This window comes from Phenylobacterium sp. SCN 70-31, assembly GCF_001724605.1.
In the GTDB taxonomy this organism is placed as follows: Bacteria; Pseudomonadota; Alphaproteobacteria; order Caulobacterales; family Caulobacteraceae; genus Phenylobacterium.
Genome location: NZ_MEEX01000009.1, coordinates 112961 through 132199 on the forward strand (window position 1 = coordinate 112961; position 19239 = coordinate 132199).

Below are 19239 nucleotides of genomic sequence, written 5' to 3' on the forward strand. Positions count from 1 at the left end.
GATTTCGGAGCACAGCCGCCTAGGCTCGCGGCGCAATGCCGTTGTCAGCGCAATCCGTGCTCGAACATCCGGTCGTCGCCCGGCTGCGGAGCGCCCTGAGGTCGCGCCTGGTTCTGGGCGTCGGCTACGGCGTGGCGGCCGCCCTGACGGGGCTGGCGATCCTGCTGGCCGCCGCCCCTCCGGAAACGGGCCCGCTGGGACCGGCCAGCCAGCTCATCCTGACGGTTCTCGGCCTGAACCTCGTGCTGATCGTCGGCCTGGTGGCGGCGGTGAGCCTGAGGGTTCTGGAACTGCTGAGGGCGCGCTCGCACGACGCCGGCGCCCGGCTTCACGTGCGCTTCGTCTTCCTCTTCGCGATGGCCGCCGCCGTGCCTGCGGCCGTGGTGTTCCTGTTCTACGGCGTGCTGGTCACCCGTGGCGTCGAGAACTGGTTCAGCGCCCGGGTCCAGACCATCGTCGAGAATTCGGCCACCGTCTTCCGCTCGTACGTGGAAGAGCAGAACCGCTACATGGTGGACCATGTCCTGCCGATGGCGCTCGACCTCAACCGCGAGGCCGCCGCGGTCCAGTCGCGCGAACAGCAGGCCAATCAGTATCTGGGCGCCCTGGCGGCGTTCCACGCCTTCGACGCCGCGTACATCGTGAACCGCAAGGGCGAGGTGATGGCGCGGGCCGAACCCGCCGGCGCCCCGCCGTTCGTGACGCCCAGCCCCCGTACCTTCGACGCCGCGGACGAGGGCGACATCAGCGTTCCGGACTTCGCCGGCACCGACGTGATGCGGGCGGTCTACCGGCTGGAAGCCTACCCCGACGCCTACCTCTATGTGGTTCGGGAGTTGCAGAAGGGCATCGTAGCCCAGCTCCGGGACGCCGAGGGTACGATCGTTTCCTACCGCGACGTGGCCACGAACCGCGCCCGTATCCAGACCATCTTCGCCCTGAGCTTTCTGGAGACGGCGTTGCTGGTGGTCGTCGGCGCGGTGTGGCTGGGCCTGGCGGCGGCCAATGCGATCTCCGCGCCCGTAGCCCGGCTTGTCCAGGCCGCCGGCCGCGTGGCGGCGGGCGACCTGACGGCGCGCGTGGACGCCGATTCCGATCCCGAGGAAATCGCCGTCCTGTCGCGGGCCTTCAACAGCATGACGCACGATCTGCAAGCCCAGCAGGAGGCGCTCAAGCGCGCCGGCGAAGAGGCCGAGGACCGCCGGCAGTTCATCGAGACGGTCCTGACCGAAGTCAGCGCCGGCGTGATCGGCGTCGATTCGGACGGAACCATCTCGGTGGCCAACCGGCAGGCTGCGAGCCTGCTGGCGCTGCCGCCGGGGAGCGGCGTGGGCGACCGGCTTTCGGACATCGCGCCCGAGTTCGTGGAGCTTGCGGCCGCCGGCCGTGGCGGCGAGGCGGAGGAAGAGATCGAGATCGTCCGCGACCGCGACACCCGTCGCCTGCGGGTCCGGGCCCGCCAGAGCGAAGGGGGGCTGGTCCTGACCTTCGACGACGTCACCCGGCTGGTGGCCGCCCAGCGCAACGCGGCCTGGCGCGACGTGGCGCGGCGCATCGCCCACGAGATCAAGAACCCGCTCACCCCCATCCAGCTCTCGGCCGAGCGGCTTCGGCGGAAGTATCGGAAGGACATCGCCGAGTCGGAACTCGAGACCTTCGACCGCTGCACCGACACCATCGTGCGCCAGGTGGGCGACATCGGCCGCATGGTGGACGAGTTCTCGGCCTTCGCGCGCATGCCGGCGCCCAAGTTCGCGAAGATGGAGGCCGGCGAACTCATGCGCGCCGCAGCCTTCGCCCGCCGCGTGGCAAGCCCGGAGGTCGCGGTGGAGATGGAAGAGCCCACCGCGGACGCCATGCTGTACGTGGACGGACGGATGATCGGGCAGGCCCTCACCAACGTCCTGAAGAATGCGGCCGAGGCGATCGAGGCGCGCAAGGCCCGCGAACCCCGACTGAAGGGCCGGATCGCGGTGCGGCTGGTCGTCGATCCTGTGTCGGTGGCGTTCGAGGTCGAGGACAACGGCGTGGGCCTGCCCGACAAGGACCGCGACCGCCTGACCGAGCCCTATGTGACCACCCGCGAGAAGGGAACGGGCTTGGGGCTCGCGATCGTGAAGCGAATCCTGGAAGACCATGGCGGCGAACTGGAACTCACCGACGCCCGCAGCGGGGAAGGGGCGATGGCGATCCTGCGTTTGCCGGCCGCGCCCCCGCTACGTGAAGCGGGAGAGCGCGAGGCGGCGCCGCCTGTGGCCGTGGCGGCCGAGCAGAGGTGATCGATGGCGTCTGATGTTCTTGTAGTCGACGACGAGGCCGACATCCGCGACCTGGTCGCGGGCATCCTTACGGACGAGGGGTACGACGTCCGCACCGCTAACGACAGCGAGAGCGCGCTGGCGGCCATCCGCGCGCGCAAGCCGGCGCTGCTGATCCTCGACATCTGGATGGCCGGCGGCGGCATGGACGGCCTGGAGCTGCTGGACATGGTCAAGGGCCTGGACCCCGACCTGCCGGTGATCATGATCTCGGGCCACGGCAACATCGAGACGGCCGTCAGCGCCATCAAGCGCGGCGCCTACGAGTTCCTGGAGAAGCCGTTCAAGTCGGACCGCCTGATCCTGGTGGTCGAGCGTGCGCTGGAGACCACCAATCTCCGGCGCGAGAACCGCCGCCTCCGCGCCCAGGCCATCACGCCCGAAGGCCTTCTGGGCAAGTCGATGGCGGCGCAACAGCTGCGCCAGATGATCGCCAAGCTGGCCGGCGCGAACAGCCGCGTGCTCATCTCCGGGCCGCCGGGCTCGGGGAAGGAGACGGTCGCGCGGCTGATCCACGGCTCCAGTCACCGGTCGCGCAGCGAGTTCGTGCCGATCGGCGCCGCCGGCATGACCCCCGAGCGGATGGACCTGGAGCTGTTCGGCGAGGAAGGGGCGGGCGGACGCCCGGCCAAGATCGGCGTGTTCGAACGCGCCCACGGCGGCACGCTCTACCTCGACGAGGTGGCCGACATGCCGCGCGAGACCCAGGGCCGCATCCTGAGGGTCCTGGTCGAGCAACGGTTCCGACGCGTGGGCGGCGACGCCGACGTCCAGGTGGACGTGCGGGTGATCTCGTCCACCTCCAAGGATCTGCGCGCCGAAATCTCGGCCGGCCATTTCCGTGAGGACCTGTTCCACCGGCTGAACGTGGTGCCCGTGAACGTGCCGGGCCTCAGCGAGCGGCGCGAGGACATCCCCGAACTGATCGAGGATTTCATCGACCGCATCTGCGAGGCGTCGGGCCTGGCGCGGCGGCGCCTCTCGGACGACGCCTTGGCCATGCTCCAGGTCCGTACGTGGCCGGGCAACCTGCGCCAGCTCAAGAACAACGTGGAGCGGATGCTGATCCTGGCGTCCGGGGCGCCGGCGGACCCGATCACCGCCGACATGCTGCCCCCCGAAGCGGCCATCAGCGAGCCCACGACGTCGCTCGGGGCCGAGCGGATCATCGCCCTGCCGCTGCGCGAAGCCCGCGAGGTCTTCGAGCGCGAGTACCTGAACGCCCAGATGCTGCGGTTCTCCGGGAACATCTCCCGCACGGCGGCCTTCATCGGCATGGAGCGCTCGGCGCTTCATCGCAAGCTCAAGTCGCTGGGCCTGTCGGGCGGCCGCTCTCCGGACGGCGAGGAAGTCTGAGTATGAGCCGGATCGCTTATGTGAACGGTCGCTTCGCGCCCAAGATGCAGGCCGTGGTCCATATCGAGGATCGCGGCTACCAGCTCGCCGACGCCGTCTACGAGGTGTGGGCCCTGTTCGACGGCAAGCTTGCCGACCCGGAGGGCCATTTCGCGCGGCTGGAACGCAGCCTGTCGGAACTGCGGATTCCCATGCCCATGAGCCGCGCGGCCCTGACGACGGTGCTTCGCGAGACCGTGCGGCGCAACCGCATCCGCGAGGGGCTCGTCTACCTCCAGGTCAGCCGCGGCGTGGCGCGTCGGGATCACGCCTTTCCCGCCACGCCCGTCCCGCCCGCCGTCGTCGTCACGGTGAGCCGCGTCGACCGCGCCGCCACGGAGGCGCGGGCCGCCGCCGGGGTGTCGGTCGTCACGACGCCCGAGAACCGCTGGGGCCGCTGCGACATCAAGACCGTCGGCCTGCTCCCCAACGCCCTGGCCAAGCAGAAAGCGCGCGAGGCGGGGGCCGCCGAGGCCTGGTTCGTCGACGACCTGGGTTTCGTCACCGAGGGCGCGTCGTCCAACGCCTGGATCGTGGACGGCGACGGTGTCCTGCGGACGCGGGACACCAACGCCAACATCCTGCGCGGCGTCACCCGGCTTTCCCTGCTGGACGTGGCGCGCGAGGCCGGACTGAAGGTCGAGGAACGTCCGTTCACGCCGGACGAGGCGGTCGCGGCGAAGGAGGCGTTCATCACCGGCGCCGGGACGCTCGTCCTGCCGGTCGTCGCGATCGATGGCAGAAACGTGGGCGACGGAAAGGTGGGGCCGGTGGCGATGCGCCTGCGTCGCCTCTATATCGAGCGGGCGAAGGCGACCGCCATCTGACGTCGCAAACGCGCGATTGCAACCGCTGCGAAATGCGGCATAGCGTGACCCTTGTGTGTGGGCGGATGGCCGCCCGAGCAAAACGAAAAGGCGGAAAGCCGTGAGCGACAAGAAACAGAACCTGCAGGACACCTTCCTCAACAGCGTGCGGAAATCGAAGACGCCGCTGACCATCTTCCTGGTGAACGGGGTGAAACTTCAGGGCGTGGTGAGCTGGTTCGACAACTTCTGCGTTCTGTTGCGCAGGGACGGGCAATCCCAGCTCGTCTACAAGCACGCCATCTCAACCATCATGCCGGCCCAGCCCGTACAGCTCTACGAGCCGGCTGACGACGAGGCCGATTGAGTCCGACCAAATTCGTTGACCGCGAGGCGCCCGTCCAGGGCGCCCTGGTGATCCATCCCGACCGGGAGGGTCGCGGCGGCGCGCGCCATCCGGAGGCGCGCCTGGAAGAGGCTGCAGGCCTCGCGCTCGCGCTCGATCTCGAGGTGCGCGAGACCCTGCTCGCGCCCCTGCGCAAGCTGACGCCCGCCACGCTGTTCGGCGCCGGCAAGGTGCAGGAGATCGCCACGCTGGTGGAGGTCGAGGATCTGGACGTCGTCGTCGTCGACGACGCGCTGACGCCAGTCCAGCAGCGCAACCTGGAGAAGGCCTGGAAGGCCAAGGTCATCGACCGCACGGGGCTGATCCTCGAGATCTTCGCCCGCCGCGCCCGCACGCGGGAAGGGCGGTTGCAGGTCGAGCTGGCCCGGCTGACCTACGAACGTTCGCGCCTCGTCCGCACCTGGACACACCTGGAACGCCAGCGGGGCGGCTTCGGGGTCATGGGCGGGCCGGGCGAAACCCAGATCGAGACCGACCGCCGGCTGATCGCCGATAAGATCGGCAAGCTGAAACGGGAGCTGGAGGAGGTGCGCCGCACCCGCACCCTGCAACGGTCGGCCCGCCGCCGGGTCCCGTTCCCCAGCGTGGCGCTGGTGGGCTACACCAACGCGGGCAAATCCACCCTGTTCAACCGCCTGACCCATGCCGAGGTGGTGGCCCAGGACATGCTGTTCGCCACTCTCGATCCCACGCTGCGCAGCCTGAAGCTGCCCGACGGGCGGCCGGCGATCCTGTCAGATACGGTGGGCTTCATCTCCGACCTGCCGCACGAGCTGGTCGAGGCCTTCCGGGCGACCCTGGAGGAGGTGCGCGAGGCCGACGTGGTGCTGCACGTCCGCGACATCTCCAGCGCCGAGACCCACGCCCAGGCGGCCGATGTGCGCACCGTGCTGGAGCGCCTGGGCGTCGATGTGGACGAGCGCCGGCTGCTGGAAGTCTGGAACAAGGCCGATCTGCTGCCGCCCGAGGCCCATGCCGAGGCGCTCAGTGACGCACGGCGCTCGAACCCGCCCGCCGTCGTTGTCTCGGCGGCGACGGGGGAGGGCTGCGACATTCTCCTGGCGTCCGTCGCCGGGCTGGTCGACGAAGCTGCGCCGGTGGAGGTGCGGACACCGGCCGGCGAGGGCGCGGCGGTGGCCTGGCTCTATCGCCACGGGCGCGTCATCGAGCGAGAGGACGGAGACGACGGCGCCGTACGCTTCCTCGTCAGCCTGACGGCCCAGGCGCTGGGTCAGTTCGAGCAGCAGTTTCCCCAGGCCCAGGTGGCCCAGCCCTGAGAGCGACCATGCGTGATCCAGCGACGGCCGGCTTCACCCTGAACCAGACCATGCTCCGCATACGCGACCCCGAGGCGTCGCTGCGCTTCTATAGCGAGGTGCTGGGCTTCTCCCTGTTGCACAGACTGGATTTCGCCGAGGCGAAGTTCTCTCTGCTCTTCCTGGCGCTGCTGCGCGACGGCGAGACGGTTCCGCAAGACGCGGCCGAGCGGTTGCGGTTCGTGTTCTCCCGCGAGACGACCCTGGAACTCACGTACAACTGGGGGACCGAGACCGACCCGGATTTCCCAGGCTATCACGACGGCAACGCCGAGCCGCGCGGCTTCGGCCACCTGGGCGTCAGTGTGCCGGACGTCGCCGCCGCCTGCGCCCGCTTCGAGGCGCTGGGCGTGGATTTCGTGAAGCGGCCCGATGAAGGCCGGATGAAAGGCATCGCCTTCATCAAGGACCCCGACGGCTACTGGATCGAGATCCTGTCGCCCAATGGCATGGCGGCGCTGCTGGGCTGAGCGCGGCGCCTATGGGCGCTCGGCGGCCTTGGCCTCGTCCCAGAGGGCGTCCATCTCGGCCAGGTCCGACTGTTCGGGCGTTCGGCCGCGTTCGGCCAGGCGATCCTCGACGTAGCCGAAGCGGCGCACGAACTTGGCGTTCGTCGCACGGATCGCATCCTCTGGATCGACGTCCAGCGTCCGGGCGAGGTTGGCCACCACGAACAGCACGTCGCCGATCTCGTCGCGGGCCTTGTCGAGGTCTCCGGCCTCGATCTCGGCCAGCATCTCGCCGACCTCCTCGTGCAGCTTGACCACCACGTCCTGCACCGTGGGCCAGACGAACCCCACGCCGGCGGCCCGCTTGGAGAGCTTCACCGCGCGGGTGAGGCCGGGCAGGCCGACCGGCACGTCGTCCAGCAGGCGGGCGGGCCCTGCGCGTTTCTGCGCCCGCTCCTCGGCCTTCAGCGCCTCCCAGCCGGCCTTCTGGGCGCCGAGGTCCGCATAGGATTCGTCCCCGAACACGTGAGGGTGCCGCCGCACCATCTTGTCGTTGATCGCGCGGGCCACGTCGTCGAAGCCGAAGGCGCCCTGTTCCTCGGCCATGCGGCTGTGGAACACCACCTGCAACAGCAGGTCGCCCAGCTCTTCCTTCAGGTCGGGCAGGTCGTGGCGTTCGATGGCGTCGGCCACCTCATAAGCCTCCTCCACCGTATAGGGCGCGATGGTGGCGAAGGTCTGCTCCAGGTCCCACGGGCATCCGTCCTCGGCGTCGCGCAGGCGCGCCATGATGGCCAGCAGCCGATCGATGGGCCTCAGGTCGGCGGATGGGGCAGGGCGGGGCATCCGGGCCTCGAAAGTCAGAACGGCGCGCTCGGGGCCGCCCGAGCACGCCGATCAGATCGTGCGCCGCCGAATCGAGCAAGCGGGCGGGCGCAGGCGAGGGGTCAGCGCTGGGCCAGTTCGCCGCCGCGGGCCAGCCGGCGGGCGAACCGGTCGAAGGTCCAGGTCGCGTCCGACCAGACCCAGTTGCCATAGGCGTTGCGCAGGTCGGTCTCGTACCACTTGTAGGCGACAGGCGTTTCCGTTCCGTCGGCGGCGACCACCCGGCCTTCGATGCTCGCGCCGCCGACGCCGAAGCTCTCCATCGACAGGCCCGGCTTGTCGGCGAGTTGCTTGAACGTGGGCCGGTTGGGCTTGGCGTCCACAAGCGTCAGCTCGATCCGCGCCCCATCGTAGGCAGGGGTCCGTGCGAGGGCCTTTTCCACCGCTTCGCGCAGGTCGCCGGTCAGGAGGGTGGCCTCGCGGGCGCCGTACGTCTTGTCGATCTTCTTCTGAAACTCGGGGGCGATGGAGATGTCGACCGAGGCGGGGGCCGCGAACGCCGGGCTGGCGAGGGCGACGAACGCGGCGGCGGCAAGAGCTGTCATGCGCATGAGGAACTCCTCAAATCCAGTAATTACTTAACAGATAGTGCTCCCGTCGGCCCTGCACAAGAACCCGCCGGACGTGGGCTCAGCGCAGGCGGTAGTTGATGGTCGTCACCACCCGGACCTTCTTGAACACCTGGGACGACTCGTCACCGATTTCATCGCGGCCCCGGATCTCGAACGAGCCCTGCGTGGCCGAGCGGATGCCCGCGAGGCTCGCGCCGGAATCCCGGGCGAACTGCTGGGCGCCGGTGCGGGCGCTGGCCGTGGCCTGGCCGATCATCTCGGCGCGCACGTCGTTCAGCTTGGTGAACAGGTACGAGGGGCCGTTGTAGTCCTGCAGGACGACGCCCTGGCGCAGCAAGGCGTCCAGGCTGCGCGTCGTCGTCTCCACGCGATCGACGTTGTTCGTGCGGACGATCACCGTCTGGGCCACCTGATAGCGGGTTCCCACGCTCGACGACTGGTATTCCCGGGCGTACTGATCGGTCACCTGGAGGCGGCCTAGGTCGATCTCGGCCGGCGTGTAGCCTTGCTGAGCGAGGAAGGCGCGCACGGCGGCCAGATCCCGGTCCACCTTGGCCTGGACTTCCGAAAGGTCGTTGCCGGCCGAGGCGAAGCGCAACGGCAGCACGGCCAGGTCGGATTTGACGACGCGTTCGGACAGGCCGCGCACGGTGACGCTGCGGTCTCCGACGCGCGCATTCTCGACACCTTGCCCGATCAGGAAGCCGGCGATGGCGACGCCCAGAGCGATGAGGATCGCGGGGATGAGGAACGGCGGTGACGAGAAGCGCATGTTCAGCAGGGAACGGGGGCCGGGATGACTGTGTCAAGCGCGGCGAGAGCCTGACCCAAATGTCGCCTAAGGTATATTATGCGAAATATTGGACGGGATTTGCATCGATCAGGTTGAGGACCGGGAATTTTCACTCCCCTGTCAGGCGATTTTTGAACGCTTCGAAAAATTAATCTCCTGTTAGGGGAACTCGCTCGCGAACCTGTGCGTCCCGGCGTACGTTCGCCGGCGATGCGGTACTCCGCGTTTCGGGAGCACGGACCCGATCCATTTTCATCGCAGCACACCTTCGGCAGGTGCTGTTTTCTTGGGACTGTATTGGGGCACTCACATGCGTAAGCTTCTCATCGGCGCTGCGGTCGCGGCGCTTCTCACGCCGGCCGTGGCCAGTGCGGACATTCTCGTCTCCGCGAATGGCACCACCCGGATCGGCCTGAACGCCGACGGCTCGCTCAACGTCAATTCGCCCACCGGCGGCGTTGTCGGCCTGGGCTACAATTTCGCCGGACAAGGCGGGATCTCGGGCTTCTACGACGCCCTGTCGCCCGGTTGCTATTGCGAGGCCTGGGGCGTTTCCGCCGACGGCGTCGGCGGCCAGGTGGGCCGTGAGACGGGCAACCAGAACATCATCGTCAACGCCTCCAGCTCCACGGCGACGTCGTTCACCTCCAACACCGAGCTGGCCGGCGCCGGCGGTCTCGAAATCTCGCAGACCTATTCGCTTTCGGTGGAGAACGAAGGCGGCGCGCTCTTCAAGAACACCGTCGTGATCACCAACAACACGGGCGCCGACATCACCGAGCTGCGGTACGCCCGGGCCATGGACTGGGACGTTCCGCCGACCGAGTTCTCCGAGTACAGCACGTTCGTCGGCACCGGCACGACGCCGTCCCTTCTCCGTTCGACCAACGACGGCTTCGCCAGCGCCAACCCGCTGGACGCTGTCTTCAACACGGGCATCGGGGGGGTTCCGGTCAACAGCGACGGTTCGTTCGGGATCGACGATCACGGCGCGCTCTTCGTGTTCAACTTCGGCCAGCTCCTGGCCGGACAGACCTTCACCTTCAACATCTTCTACGGCGCGGCCTCCAACGAGTCCGGGGCTCTGAACCTGCTCTCGCAAATCTCGCCCGAGCTCTACAACCTGGGGCAATCCAGCGAGGGCGGCTACCGCCGCGACGACCTCCCGACGTTCGTCTTCGCCTTCAACGGCGTGGGTGGCGACATCGTGGTGCCGCCGCCGACGGGCGCCATCCCGGAACCGGCCACCTGGGCGCTGATGATCGGCGGCTTCGGTCTGGCCGGCGCGTCGCTGCGCCGCCGCCGGTCGAACCTCGGTCTCGCCTAAGTCTTCGGACCAGAGCATCATGGACGCCGCCGGCCCCAAGCCGGCGGCGTTTTTGCGCCCGCCGCCCGCCGCGGCGGCGCGCCCTCGCCCACGTATCCCGCCCCACCGGGGCCTTCCAAAGGGAAGCATCATGCCCGCGCGCACCGCTGTCATCGTCCTGGCGGCCCTGACGCTCGCCGCCTGTAGCCGCTCCGCCGAGACGCCGGCGAGCCCGGTCGTGGCCACCGTGGGGTCGGAACCGATCACTCTCGCCGAGGTGCAGTCCGTGCAGCCTGGAGCGACATCCGGCGCCGTGGATCCCGCCGTGCTGGGGCGACTGATCAACCGCCGCCTGCTCGCCCAGGCTGCGACGGCGGACAAGCTGGATCAGACGCCGGCCTTCGGCTCGGAGATCGAACGGGGCAGCCTGATCACCCGCGCCGACCTCAAGATTCGCGCCCTGAGCGAGAGCGTCGCAGAGCCGACGGCCCAGGAGATCGACGCGTTCATCGCCGATCGTCCCCAGGCCTTTGCGCGTCGGAAATTCATCGTCCTGGAGCAGATCACGACACCGAGGCCGAAAGAGCCGCTGGATCTGAAGGGCGAAAGCGTGACCGGCCTGGACCAGATCCAGGCCAGACTCGAGGCCGCCGGCCTGCCGGCGCAGCGTCAGGTCGTGGTGGTGGATTCGGCCAACACGCCACCCGCCGCGGTCGCCCGCATCACGGGTCTGCCGGCCGGAGCGGTCTTCGAGATGACCAGCCCGTCGACCGTCACCGAGGCCCGAGTGCTCCAGGTGGTGGACGCGCCGCTCACCGGGGCCGCGGCCCGCGCCGCGGCGACCGCCAGCCTGAAGGCTCAACGAGCCGCCGATGCGGTGGCCAAGGCGACCGAGACGCTGCGCATCGAAGCCGTCGACAGGATCAAGTTCGAACCCGGCTATTCCGCCACCTACTGACGCCCGCCTGGACCGTTCGTTGCGTGATCGCTCCGGCGCCGGACGACGAATTGTCTATCGGCGGTTCAACCGAACCGCCGAAGGCTCGAGGGCAGCGTCAGGTCGCCGTCCGCCAGGCTGCGCAGCACGTCGACGAAGAACGGCGGCTCCAGCGCCTTGACCCGCGCCTCCAGATCCGCCGCGGTCTCGCCGGCCCGGACCGGCACCGCGCGCCGAGCGACGACGGCCCCATGGTCGTATTCCTCGTCCACGAGGTGGATGGTCATTCCGGATTCGGCCACGCCGGCCGCGATCACGGCGCGATGCACGTTGATCCCGTACATCCCTTCTCCGCCGAACGCCGGCAGGGGACCCGGATGGATGTTCAGGATGCGGCCCTCGTAGCGTCGCAGGGTCTCGGGCCCGAGCCGGCGCAGGTAGCCCGAGAGCACCACCAGGTCGACACCATGCGCTCCAAGGGCCTCGGCCAGCCGGATGTCGGCGCCTTCGGGATCGCCGGCCGTGGGAATGAACAGGCTGGGAATCCCCAGCGCGTCGACCCACCCGAACGCGGGGGTCTCGCGGCGGTTGCCCACCAGCAGGCGCGCGTCGGCGGCCAGATCGCCCGCCTGGATCGCACGCACGATCGCCTCGGCGCTGGAGCCGTTTCCCGAGGCCAGAAATCCGATCTGAAGTCTCTTTGAAGTCAAATTCTTGTCGCCGAAATCTCATGCTCGAACCGCATACCGTCATAAGCCGGTTCGACGCCCGGCGGCAGTTCGCGGACGAGTTGGTCGTAGTCCAGGTCGATGTGCAGATTGGTGAGGATGGCGCGCCGGGGGCGCACGCGGGCGATCCATTCCAGAGCCAGATCCAGATGCGCATGGGTCGGATGCGGACGCCGGCGCAGGGCGTCCACGATCCAGACGTCCAGATCGGCCAGCGCCTCGAACGCCGCCTCGTCCAGGCCCACGACGTCGCTGGAATAGGCGACCCCGCCAAAGCGGTAACCGACCGAACGGACTCCGCCGTGATCCTGGTCGAAGGTCCGCACGGGAATGGCGCCCGACGGCCCGTCGACGGTCCAGTCGACGCCGTGCGCCGGGATGGCGCGGCGGTCGCAGATCGCCGGATAGCCGCCCTCGCCTTCGAAGATGTAGCCGAACCTGCGCATCATGCTGGTGTCGGTCGCCGCATCCATCCAGCAGGGAATCCGCGCCCGCTGGCGCAGGAAGAACGCCCGTACGTCGTCCAGTCCGTGAACCTGATCGGCATGGTCGTGGGTCAGCAGCACGGCGTCGCACCGCGTCATCCCCGCTCGCGCGGTCTGGATACGCAGTTCCGGCGAGGCGTCCACGAGCGCCGTCGTCGCCTCGCCCCCGTCCCCCATCCGCCGGACGAGCATCGAGCAGCGCATACGGAAGTTCTTCGGATTCGCCGGGTCGCAGTCGCCCCAGTCGCCGTCGGCTCGGGGAACGCCGCCCGACGAACCGCATCCCAGGATGGTGATCTCCAACCGCCCGCTCATGGCCGCGGGATCCGGTCGAAGAGGGCGAAGAAGGCGTCCGTGGTCCGCGCTTCGGCCTCGTCCGGCGACCATCCGCGGATCTCCGCCAGCTTGGCCAGGACGTGGCCGACATAGGCCGGTTCGTTCCGCCGTCCGCGGTAGGGAACGGGCGCCAGGTAGGGGCAGTCGGTCTCCACGATGATCCGCTCGGCCGGCATCTCGCGGATCACCGCCCGCACGTCGTCGGCCGCCTTGAAGGTGGCGATGCCCGAGACCGAGAACCACGCGCCCAGTTCCGCCGCGCGGCGCGCCAGCTCCCCGCCCGAGGTGTAGCAGTGCATGAGCAACCGGAACGGTCCGTTGGCGTATTCAGCCTCGAGGATCTCGCCCATCTGGTCGTCGGCTTCCCGCGTGTGGACCACCAGCGGCAGGCCGGTCTCCCGCGCGGCGGCCACGTGGGCGCGGAAGACCTTGGCCTGGATATCGCGCGGGCTCAGGTCGTAGTGGAAGTCCAGGCCGCACTCGCCGATCCCCACCACGCGCGGATCGGCCGCCAGCGCCACCAGATCGCCCGGCGACAGCTCGGGGTTCTCCTTGGCCTCGTGCGGGTGGGTGCCGACGGTGCACCAGATATCGTCCGCGTCGGCCACCGCGCGACAGGCGGTGAAGTTCGACACCCGGTCGCAGATGTTGACCATCAGCCCCACACCGGCGCCGCGCGCCCGCTCGATCACCGCATCGCGGTCCTCGTCGAACTGCGGCGCGTGGAGGTTGACGTGGCTGTCGATCAGCATCGGCGGCGGCCGGACCTTCAGGCTTGGGCCGCCTGTTTCAGCTCCGCGAGGGCCGTGAACAGGGCGTCCGTTCGGTCGAGATTGAGCGCCTCCACCTCGCGCGGCAGGCGTTGCAGCGTCTCCCACGCCTCCGCCCAGCGATCAAGCGATCCGAACCCTTCGCGCGCCCGGGACGCCGCCAGCGCGTGGACGCGGGCGGAGAGGCGCTCGAAGAGCAGGGCGAAATGCTGGGCCCCCTCCCCGCCCCGGAAGGAGTCGCTGATCGCCAGCGCGCGGGTGGCGTCGAGGTTGGGCAGGCCGTCAAGGATCTCGCGGGCCGCATCGTCCATCGCCAGCGCGCCCGAGGCGGCCAGCGCCAGGGCGCGGCCCGGCGCGCCGTCGGCCATGTGCGCCAGCCTGAGCGCCTCCTCGGGGTTCACGGCGGCCCGGCGCGATACGAAGGCGGTCGCCGCCTCCACGCCCGGCGCGGCGAAGGCCAGCCGGCGGCAACGCGAGCGGATGGTCGGCAGAAGACGACCCGGCGCATGGGACGTCATCAGTAGCACGCCCCGCGGCGGCGGCTCCTCCAGGGTCTTCAGGATGGCGTTGGCGGCGTTGACGTTCAGGTCGTCGGCGGCGTCCACGATGGCCACGCGGTGCGGCGCGCTGGCCGGCGACTTCGAGAAGAACTCGGCCAGCCGCCGGGCGTCGTCCACGGGGATCACCCGCCGGGGCTTGCCATCCACGCCCTCGCGCTCCAGCACCAGAAGGTCGGGGTGGCTTCGCGCGGCCACCTGGCGGCTGACCGGATGTCCGGGATCGGCGCCCAGGACGCCATGCTCGGGCGACGGCGGCGCGCCCAGCAGGCGCCGCGCGGCGCGATAGGCGAAGGTGGCCTTGCCCACGCCTTCGGGTCCGGTCAGCAGCCAGGCGTGGTGCAGCCGCCCGCGCGTTCGCGCCGCCTCGAACGCGGTTTCCGCGGCCTCCTGGCCTTCGAGATCGTAGACGTCCCGGGGATGCGTGGGCGTGTCGTCAGGCATGGGCCGGCAGCCTGGCCTCCACCGCAGCCCAGACCGCGGCCTCGACCGCCTCGATGGAAGCGGCCGCGTCGATGGTCGCGCACCGGTCGGGTTCGGCGGCGGCGATCGTCTGGAAGGCCTTCCTGAGGCGCTGATGGAACGCGAGCCCCTTGGATTCGAACCGCATTTCCGAGCCCGCCCGCGCCTCCGCCCGCGCCAGCCCCACCTCGGCCGGCAGGTCGAACATGAGGGTGAGGTCCGGCCGGGTATCCTCCACGATGAAGGATTCCAGCGCCGAGATCAGGCCCGGGTCCGTGCCGCCCGCCGCCCCCTGGTAGGCCCGCGTGGAGTCGGCGAACCGATCGCAGATCACCCAGGCCCCCCGCGCCAGCGCCGGACGGATCACCCGCTCGATGTGGTCCCGCCGCGCCGCGTACATCAGCAGCGTCTCGGTGACCGGGCTCCACCGGTCGGCGGATCCGCGCAGCACCAGATCCCGGATGCTCTCGGCGCCCGGCGAACCGCCGGGTTCGCGCGTAGCCACCACCTCGCGTCCCTGACCCTCTAGGCGGGCGGCCAGTCGGCGGAGCTGGGTGGATTTCCCCGCCCCCTCCCCGCCTTCGAAGGTGATGAACCGGCCGCGCGTCACGCCGACCAAATTGGCCGGTTCGGCGCGGAAGTCCAGCGGCGCCTAGAACATGCGCACGACGCGCGCCTCGGTGAATCCGATCTCGGCCACGCGGTCGCGCAGGGCGTAGGCCGCCGCCTCGTCGGCGGGCGCCGGCAGCACCACGCGATACAGGGTCCTGCCGTCCAGTTGCAGAGGCTCGATCGACGCGCTGCCCGCGGTGGAGAGCTGGTCGACGGCCCTCTGGGCGTTGGCCGGATTCGAGAAGGCCCCGGCCTGAATCCGCAGGGCGGACGGCGACGCCGGAACGGCCGGCGCGGCGGCGTAGGCCTGATACGCCGCGGGCGGGGTCGATGAGGGGATCGCAGGCGGGATCGGCGCGTCCGAGATCGCCGCGCCGGTCACCGGCGGCAGCGCCGTCTCGGTGACGACTTCACGCGCCGGGGGACGATAGGTCTGGGCGGGGGGCGAGGTCGCAGCCTGGGAAGCGACCTGGGAAGCGGCCGCATAGGGCGCGGCGCTGGCCACCCGGACGCCTTCGGTGCGACCGGTGAGCGGCGCGGGGCCGAGGTATCGCACCCGCACGTTCGCCAGGCCCTCGCGATGGAAGCCGAGCTGGATCGCCGCTTCCTGGGACAGGTCGATGATCCGGTTGTCGTGGAAGGGACCGCGATCGTTCACCCGCACCGTCAGCTTGCGGCCGTTGTCGAGGTTCGTCACCTCCACCATCGAAGGCAGCGGCAACGTCGTGTGGGCGGCCGACACGGCGTTCATGTCGAAGATCTCGCCGTTGGCGGTGGACTTCAGGTGGAACTGCCGGCCGTACCACGAGGCCATGCCACGCTGGTCGTAGTCGGGCTGTTCGCGCGGCACGTACCAGATGCCGTTCACCTGATAGGGCTGCCCCACCTTGCGGGCGCCTGCGCCCGCGACCGGGCCCGGCTTTCCGGCCCCCGCCTGGCTGGGATAGCGCGGCTGCACGCTGGCGCAGGCCGCCAGCGAGGCGCCGGCCGCCAGGATCACCGCCAGACGCATAGGCGTCGCCGCCCTCGGACTCAGGATCATGCTTGCCTCCGACTCGTCGGTCGAAGGTGGGCGCCTAACCTTGAAACAGGGTTAACCAGGCGTTGCCGGCGCAAAGGCGCGCAGCCCGCCCGCAGGCGTCGCGGTCGGGCTGCGCATGGGGCCTATTTCGTGGTGTAGCCGCCGTTCACCAGGATCGTCTGGCCGGTCATCCACCACCCTTCCGAGACCAGGAAGCGGATGTGGGGCACGATGTCCTCGATGTCGGTCAGGCCGGTCTTCGAGAGCCCCGACAAGGCCGCGGCGGACTTGTGGTAGGCCTGCGCCTCGGGCTCCTCCTGGCCGTAGAAGAACGGCGTGTCCATCGGGCCGGGGCCGATGGCGGTCACCGAGATCCCCCGCCCGCCGAACTCCTTGGCGGCGGCCCGGGTGAAGTGCTCCACCGGCGCCTTGGTCCCCGCATAGCTCGCGTAGAACGGTGTGAAGGCGCCCAGCAGCGAGGTGACGAGCGTACAGATCTTGCCGTTGTCCGCCACATGCCGGCCCGCCTCCTTGAGGAAGAAGAAGGCGCTCTTGGCGTTGACCGCGCTCATCTCGTCGTACTCGGCTTCCGAGATGTCGAGGATCGGCTTCTTCAGCACCTTGCCGACGGTGTTGATGGCGATGTCCGGCCGGCCGATCGCCGCGACGGCGTCACGGAACAGCGTCTCCATGGCGGCCGCGCCGGTCAGGTCGGCCTGGAACGCAACGGCTTCCGCGCCGGCGGCCTTCACGGCCGCGACGGTCGCCTCGGCGTCGGCCCGGGCGGCCGCGCTGTTGTAGTGGATCGCGATCGCCTTCGCCCCGTGTTCGGCGAGGTCCCGGGCGATCAGGCCGCCGAGGTTCTTGCCGCCACCCGCGATGATGGCCGTCTTTCCCTTGATGCCGTGATCGGCCATGTCGAATCTCCGTGAGCCTGTCAGGCCGCGCGGCGCGGCCGTTCCTGAGCCCAACTTACAGTCTGGATTCTGGAGATAGAGCGCGCCAGTTTGACATCATTGGTCAGAGATATCGAACAAACAGGGCGCCGCGCTTGGACCGTATCGACCTCTTCCGCATCTTCGCCCGCGTCGTCGAATGCGCCAGCTTCACGCGCGCGGCCGACACACTGGGAATGCCGCGCTCCTCGGTGTCGGCCGCGGTGGCGAGCCTGGAGGCGCGGGTGGGCGCGCGGCTTCTCCACCGCACGACGCGCAAGATCTCACCCACCCAGGACGGCGCGGCGTTCTACGAGCGCTGCCTTCGTGTGATCGCCGACGTCGAGGAGACCGAAGACCTGTTCCGGCCCCGCGGCGCGAAACCCTCGGGCCGGCTGCGGGTCGATGTCCCCGGCCGCATCGGCCGCCTGGTCGTCGCCCCGGCGCTGCCGGCGTTCCTGGACGAATACCCGGATATCGACGTCGCGCTGGGCGTCACCGACCGCGCGGTCGACCTCGTGGAGGAACGCGTGGACTGCGTCCTGCGCGTCGGGCCGCTCAGCGATTCAGGACTGATCGCCCGACCGATCGGCCGCCTTGCGCTCGTCAATGTGGCCAGCCCAGCCTACCTGGCCCGACACGGCGTTCCGGCCTCGCCCCTGGACCTGCCGCGGCATCTCGCGGTCAACTACGCATCGCCCTCGACGGGACGGATCGAGCCCTGGGAGTGGATCGAGGACGGCGAGACCCGCACCCTGGACATGCGTGGGCGGGTGATCGTCAACAGCGCCGAGGCCTACATCGCCTGCTGCCTGGCCGGACTCGGCCTGATCCAGATCCCGGCCTACGACGTGCGCGACGTCCTCGCCGCGGGCGACCTCGTCGAGGTGATGCCCGAGCACTGCGCCGAGCCGCTCCCCATCACCCTCCTCTATCCGCACCGTCAGCACCTGTCCCGCCGCGTGCAGGTGTTCGCCGACTGGCTGGAGAGGCTGCTGAAGGCGGCGATCGCCGCGCCGTGACAAGGACGCGCGCGTTGCGGCGTTTCGGGTATACCGGTCGGAGTTTTGGAGCCCCGTCTGGGCGAGGAGATGCGTTTCATGGGAAAGCTGGCGGGCAAGGTCGCCCTGATCACGGGCGGCAACAGCGGAATCGGCCTGGCCACGGCCCACGCCTTCGTCCGCGAGGGCGCCAAGGTCGTCGTGACGGGACGGGATCCCGCGACGCTGGAGGCGGTCCGGCAGGAACTGGGGTCCGACGTGCTGGCGATCCCGTCCGACCAGGCCAGCCTTGCGGACTCCGACCGGCTGGTCGCCCGCATCCAGGCGGCGCACGGCGGGCTCGACGTGGCGTTCGTCAACGCCGGTGTGGGCGGGTCGGCCTCGGTCCAGACCGCCACCGAGGCGCATTTCGACCAGATCTTCGACACCAACGTGAAGGGCCTGTTCTTCCTGGTCCAGAAGATCGCGCCGATCATGCGCTCGGGCGGCTCCATCGTCCTGAACAGCTCGATCTCGCCCTACCACGGCTCGCCCAACACCTCGGCCTACAGCGGGTCCAAGGCCGCGGTCAGGGCCTTCGCGCGCAGTTTCTCGGCGGACCTGCGGACCCAGAACGTGCGCGTCAACGCCATCGCGCCGGGCCCCACCGAGACGTCGATCTTCGGCCGCACGCGCAGCGATCCCGCACAACTGTCGGCGCTTCGCGAACGGGTGGCCGCCAGCACGCCGATCGGCCGCTGGGCGCAACCGGAGGAGATGGCCGAAGTCGTCGTGTTCCTGGCTTCGGACGCCTCGTCCTTCATGTTCGGCGCCGAGGTCGTGGTCGACGGCGGCATGACCGGCGCGCCCGGCGCAGCCCCCATCTATCGGGCGTAGAGGCCGTGGCAGCCCGGTAAGACGCCGCGGTTCGACGAGCCGACAGGCCCGTGTCCTTCGCGCGTATGCCCAGAGACGGGACAGGAGGCCGGGCGCCGGAACGCCGATTTTCGAGCCCTCGTACGTCCTGAAGAACCTTTGGCGGATGGGGTGGGATTCGAACCCACGGTGAGCTTCCACCCACGGCGGTTTTCAAGACCGCTGCCTTAAACCACTCGGCCACCCATCCGGGAGGCGGCCTTCTATCAGGCCTTTGCGGCGGGCTCCACCGAC

The 19239-nt window shown here is 69.6% G+C and carries 20 protein-coding genes and 1 tRNA gene; 10 read left to right on the plus strand and 11 right to left on the minus strand.

Translation table 11 applies throughout. The features are described from left to right. The first annotated feature begins 41 nt into the window (after positions 1-41). The 6 genes from ABS78_RS09235 (at position 42) to gloA (ending at position 6711) form a co-directional block, all read left to right on the plus strand. The gene (locus ABS78_RS09235) at positions 42-2279 is read left to right on the plus strand and encodes a PAS domain-containing sensor histidine kinase (protein WP_293377505.1); all 2238 of its coding nucleotides are present in this window, start codon (positions 42-44) and stop codon (positions 2277-2279) included. Between the two features lie 3 nt (positions 2280-2282). After that, positions 2283-3674 carry a sigma-54 dependent transcriptional regulator gene (locus ABS78_RS09240; protein ID WP_293377508.1) on the plus strand — a complete coding sequence of 464 codons (1392 nt, stop codon included), beginning with the start codon at positions 2283-2285 and terminating at the stop codon, positions 3672-3674. A 2-nt stretch (positions 3675-3676) separates the two neighbouring features. Next, positions 3677-4540 (plus strand): D-amino-acid transaminase, encoded by an 864-nt coding sequence (locus ABS78_RS09245; RefSeq protein ID WP_293377511.1) that lies wholly within the window; start codon positions 3677-3679, stop codon positions 4538-4540. Positions 4541-4640: 100 nt separating this feature from the next. Next, on the plus strand, positions 4641-4886 hold the full coding sequence (gene hfq / locus ABS78_RS09250) for an RNA chaperone Hfq (RefSeq protein WP_111274395.1): 246 nt from the start codon (positions 4641-4643) through the stop codon (positions 4884-4886). Beyond that, a complete protein-coding gene (hflX, locus tag ABS78_RS09255; RefSeq protein WP_293377514.1) occupies positions 4883-6202 on the plus strand; it encodes a GTPase HflX in 1320 nt (439 codons plus the stop codon). The genes hfq and hflX overlap by 4 nt, the downstream gene beginning before the upstream one ends. 8 nt (positions 6203-6210) lie before the next feature. After that, entirely contained in the window at positions 6211-6711 is a 501-nt protein-coding gene (gloA, locus tag ABS78_RS09260) for a lactoylglutathione lyase (RefSeq protein ID WP_293377517.1), read from the plus strand. 9 nt (positions 6712-6720) lie between these two features. On the opposite strand, the gene mazG is transcribed toward gloA, so the two are convergent. The 3 genes from mazG to ABS78_RS09275 all read right to left on the minus strand — a co-directional run bounded on the left by mazG (position 6721) and on the right by ABS78_RS09275 (position 8919). Next, a complete protein-coding gene (gene mazG, locus ABS78_RS09265; RefSeq protein ID WP_293377520.1) occupies positions 6721-7536 on the minus strand; it encodes a nucleoside triphosphate pyrophosphohydrolase in 816 nt (271 codons plus the stop codon). A 101-nt stretch (positions 7537-7637) separates the two neighbouring features. Then, positions 7638-8126: a hypothetical protein gene (locus ABS78_RS09270; protein WP_293377523.1), complete on the minus strand. Its 489-nt coding sequence runs from the start codon at positions 8124-8126 to the stop codon at positions 7638-7640. Positions 8127-8205: 79 nt separating this feature from the next. Further along, positions 8206-8919, minus strand: a complete 714-nt coding sequence (locus tag ABS78_RS09275; RefSeq protein WP_293377526.1) for an SIMPL domain-containing protein — start codon at positions 8917-8919, stop codon at positions 8206-8208. A 331-nt stretch (positions 8920-9250) separates the two neighbouring features. On the opposite strand from ABS78_RS09275, the gene ABS78_RS09280 reads away from it, so the two are divergent. Next, a complete protein-coding gene (locus tag ABS78_RS09280; protein WP_293377529.1) occupies positions 9251-10267 on the plus strand; it encodes a PEPxxWA-CTERM sorting domain-containing protein in 1017 nt (338 codons plus the stop codon). A 130-nt stretch (positions 10268-10397) separates the two neighbouring features. Then, a complete protein-coding gene (locus tag ABS78_RS09285) occupies positions 10398-11204 on the plus strand; it encodes a hypothetical protein (protein ID WP_293377532.1) in 807 nt (268 codons plus the stop codon). 65 nt (positions 11205-11269) lie between these two features. On the opposite strand, the gene ABS78_RS09290 is transcribed toward ABS78_RS09285, so the two are convergent. The 7 genes from ABS78_RS09290 to ABS78_RS09320 all read right to left on the minus strand — a co-directional run bounded on the left by ABS78_RS09290 (position 11270) and on the right by ABS78_RS09320 (position 17071). After that, entirely contained in the window at positions 11270-11893 is a 624-nt protein-coding gene (locus ABS78_RS09290; protein ID WP_293377535.1) for a phosphoribosylglycinamide formyltransferase, read from the minus strand. Continuing rightward, a complete protein-coding gene (locus ABS78_RS09295; RefSeq protein WP_293377538.1) occupies positions 11890-12711 on the minus strand; it encodes an MBL fold metallo-hydrolase in 822 nt (273 codons plus the stop codon). The genes ABS78_RS09290 and ABS78_RS09295 overlap by 4 nt, the downstream gene beginning before the upstream one ends. Next, the gene (locus ABS78_RS09300) at positions 12708-13484 is read right to left on the minus strand and encodes a TatD family hydrolase (RefSeq protein WP_293377541.1); all 777 of its coding nucleotides are present in this window, start codon (positions 13482-13484) and stop codon (positions 12708-12710) included. The genes ABS78_RS09295 and ABS78_RS09300 overlap by 4 nt, the downstream gene beginning before the upstream one ends. A 17-nt stretch (positions 13485-13501) precedes the next feature. Further along, positions 13502-14503, minus strand: coding sequence for a DNA polymerase III subunit delta' (locus tag ABS78_RS09305; protein ID WP_293377544.1), 1002 nt, complete (start codon positions 14501-14503; stop codon positions 13502-13504). Then, the gene (gene tmk / locus ABS78_RS09310; protein WP_293377804.1) at positions 14496-15131 is read right to left on the minus strand and encodes a dTMP kinase; all 636 of its coding nucleotides are present in this window, start codon (positions 15129-15131) and stop codon (positions 14496-14498) included. The genes ABS78_RS09305 and tmk overlap by 8 nt, the downstream gene beginning before the upstream one ends. Positions 15132-15173: 42 nt before the next feature. Continuing rightward, positions 15174-16175 (minus strand): septal ring lytic transglycosylase RlpA family protein, encoded by a 1002-nt coding sequence (locus ABS78_RS09315; protein ID WP_293377547.1) that lies wholly within the window; start codon positions 16173-16175, stop codon positions 15174-15176. Between the two features lie 122 nt (positions 16176-16297). Continuing rightward, positions 16298-17071, minus strand: a complete 774-nt coding sequence (locus ABS78_RS09320) for an SDR family oxidoreductase (RefSeq protein WP_293377549.1) — start codon at positions 17069-17071, stop codon at positions 16298-16300. A gap of 134 nt (positions 17072-17205) precedes the next feature. On the opposite strand from ABS78_RS09320, the gene ABS78_RS09325 reads away from it, so the two are divergent. Together ABS78_RS09325 and ABS78_RS09330 are read left to right on the plus strand one after the other, a co-directional pair. Further along, positions 17206-18111, plus strand: coding sequence for a LysR family transcriptional regulator (locus ABS78_RS09325; RefSeq protein ID WP_293377552.1), 906 nt, complete (start codon positions 17206-17208; stop codon positions 18109-18111). A 78-nt stretch (positions 18112-18189) separates the two neighbouring features. Further along, positions 18190-18966, plus strand: a complete 777-nt coding sequence (locus tag ABS78_RS09330) for an SDR family oxidoreductase (protein ID WP_293377555.1) — start codon at positions 18190-18192, stop codon at positions 18964-18966. 139 nt (positions 18967-19105) lie between these two features. Here the strand turns inward: ABS78_RS09330 and ABS78_RS09335 are convergent. Continuing rightward, positions 19106-19195: transfer RNA gene (locus ABS78_RS09335), tRNA-Ser, on the minus strand. Positions 19196-19239 lie beyond the last annotated feature (44 nt).

Coding starts and splice junctions, on each gene's coding strand:
- ABS78_RS09320 (WP_293377549.1), bottom strand. CDS start 17,071: ATGGCCGATCACGGCATCAAGGGAAAGACGGCCATCATCGCGGGTGGC.
- mazG (WP_293377520.1), bottom strand. CDS start 7,536: ATGCCCCGCCCTGCCCCATCCGCCGACCTGAGGCCCATCGATCGGCTG.
- ABS78_RS09300 (WP_293377541.1), bottom strand. CDS start 13,484: ATGCTGATCGACAGCCACGTCAACCTCCACGCGCCGCAGTTCGACGAG.
- ABS78_RS09270 (WP_293377523.1), bottom strand. CDS start 8,126: ATGCGCATGACAGCTCTTGCCGCCGCCGCGTTCGTCGCCCTCGCCAGC.
- ABS78_RS09240 (WP_293377508.1), top strand. CDS start 2,283: ATGGCGTCTGATGTTCTTGTAGTCGACGACGAGGCCGACATCCGCGAC.
- ABS78_RS09275 (WP_293377526.1), bottom strand. CDS start 8,919: ATGCGCTTCTCGTCACCGCCGTTCCTCATCCCCGCGATCCTCATCGCT.
- ABS78_RS09245 (WP_293377511.1), top strand. CDS start 3,677: ATGAGCCGGATCGCTTATGTGAACGGTCGCTTCGCGCCCAAGATGCAG.
- ABS78_RS09280 (WP_293377529.1), top strand. CDS start 9,251: ATGCGTAAGCTTCTCATCGGCGCTGCGGTCGCGGCGCTTCTCACGCCG.
- ABS78_RS09305 (WP_293377544.1), bottom strand. CDS start 14,503: ATGCCTGACGACACGCCCACGCATCCCCGGGACGTCTACGATCTCGAA.
- ABS78_RS09295 (WP_293377538.1), bottom strand. CDS start 12,711: ATGAGCGGGCGGTTGGAGATCACCATCCTGGGATGCGGTTCGTCGGGC.
- ABS78_RS09330 (WP_293377555.1), top strand. CDS start 18,190: ATGGGAAAGCTGGCGGGCAAGGTCGCCCTGATCACGGGCGGCAACAGC.
- gloA (WP_293377517.1), top strand. CDS start 6,211: ATGCGTGATCCAGCGACGGCCGGCTTCACCCTGAACCAGACCATGCTC.
- ABS78_RS09285 (WP_293377532.1), top strand. CDS start 10,398: ATGCCCGCGCGCACCGCTGTCATCGTCCTGGCGGCCCTGACGCTCGCC.
- ABS78_RS09315 (WP_293377547.1), bottom strand. CDS start 16,175: ATGATCCTGAGTCCGAGGGCGGCGACGCCTATGCGTCTGGCGGTGATC.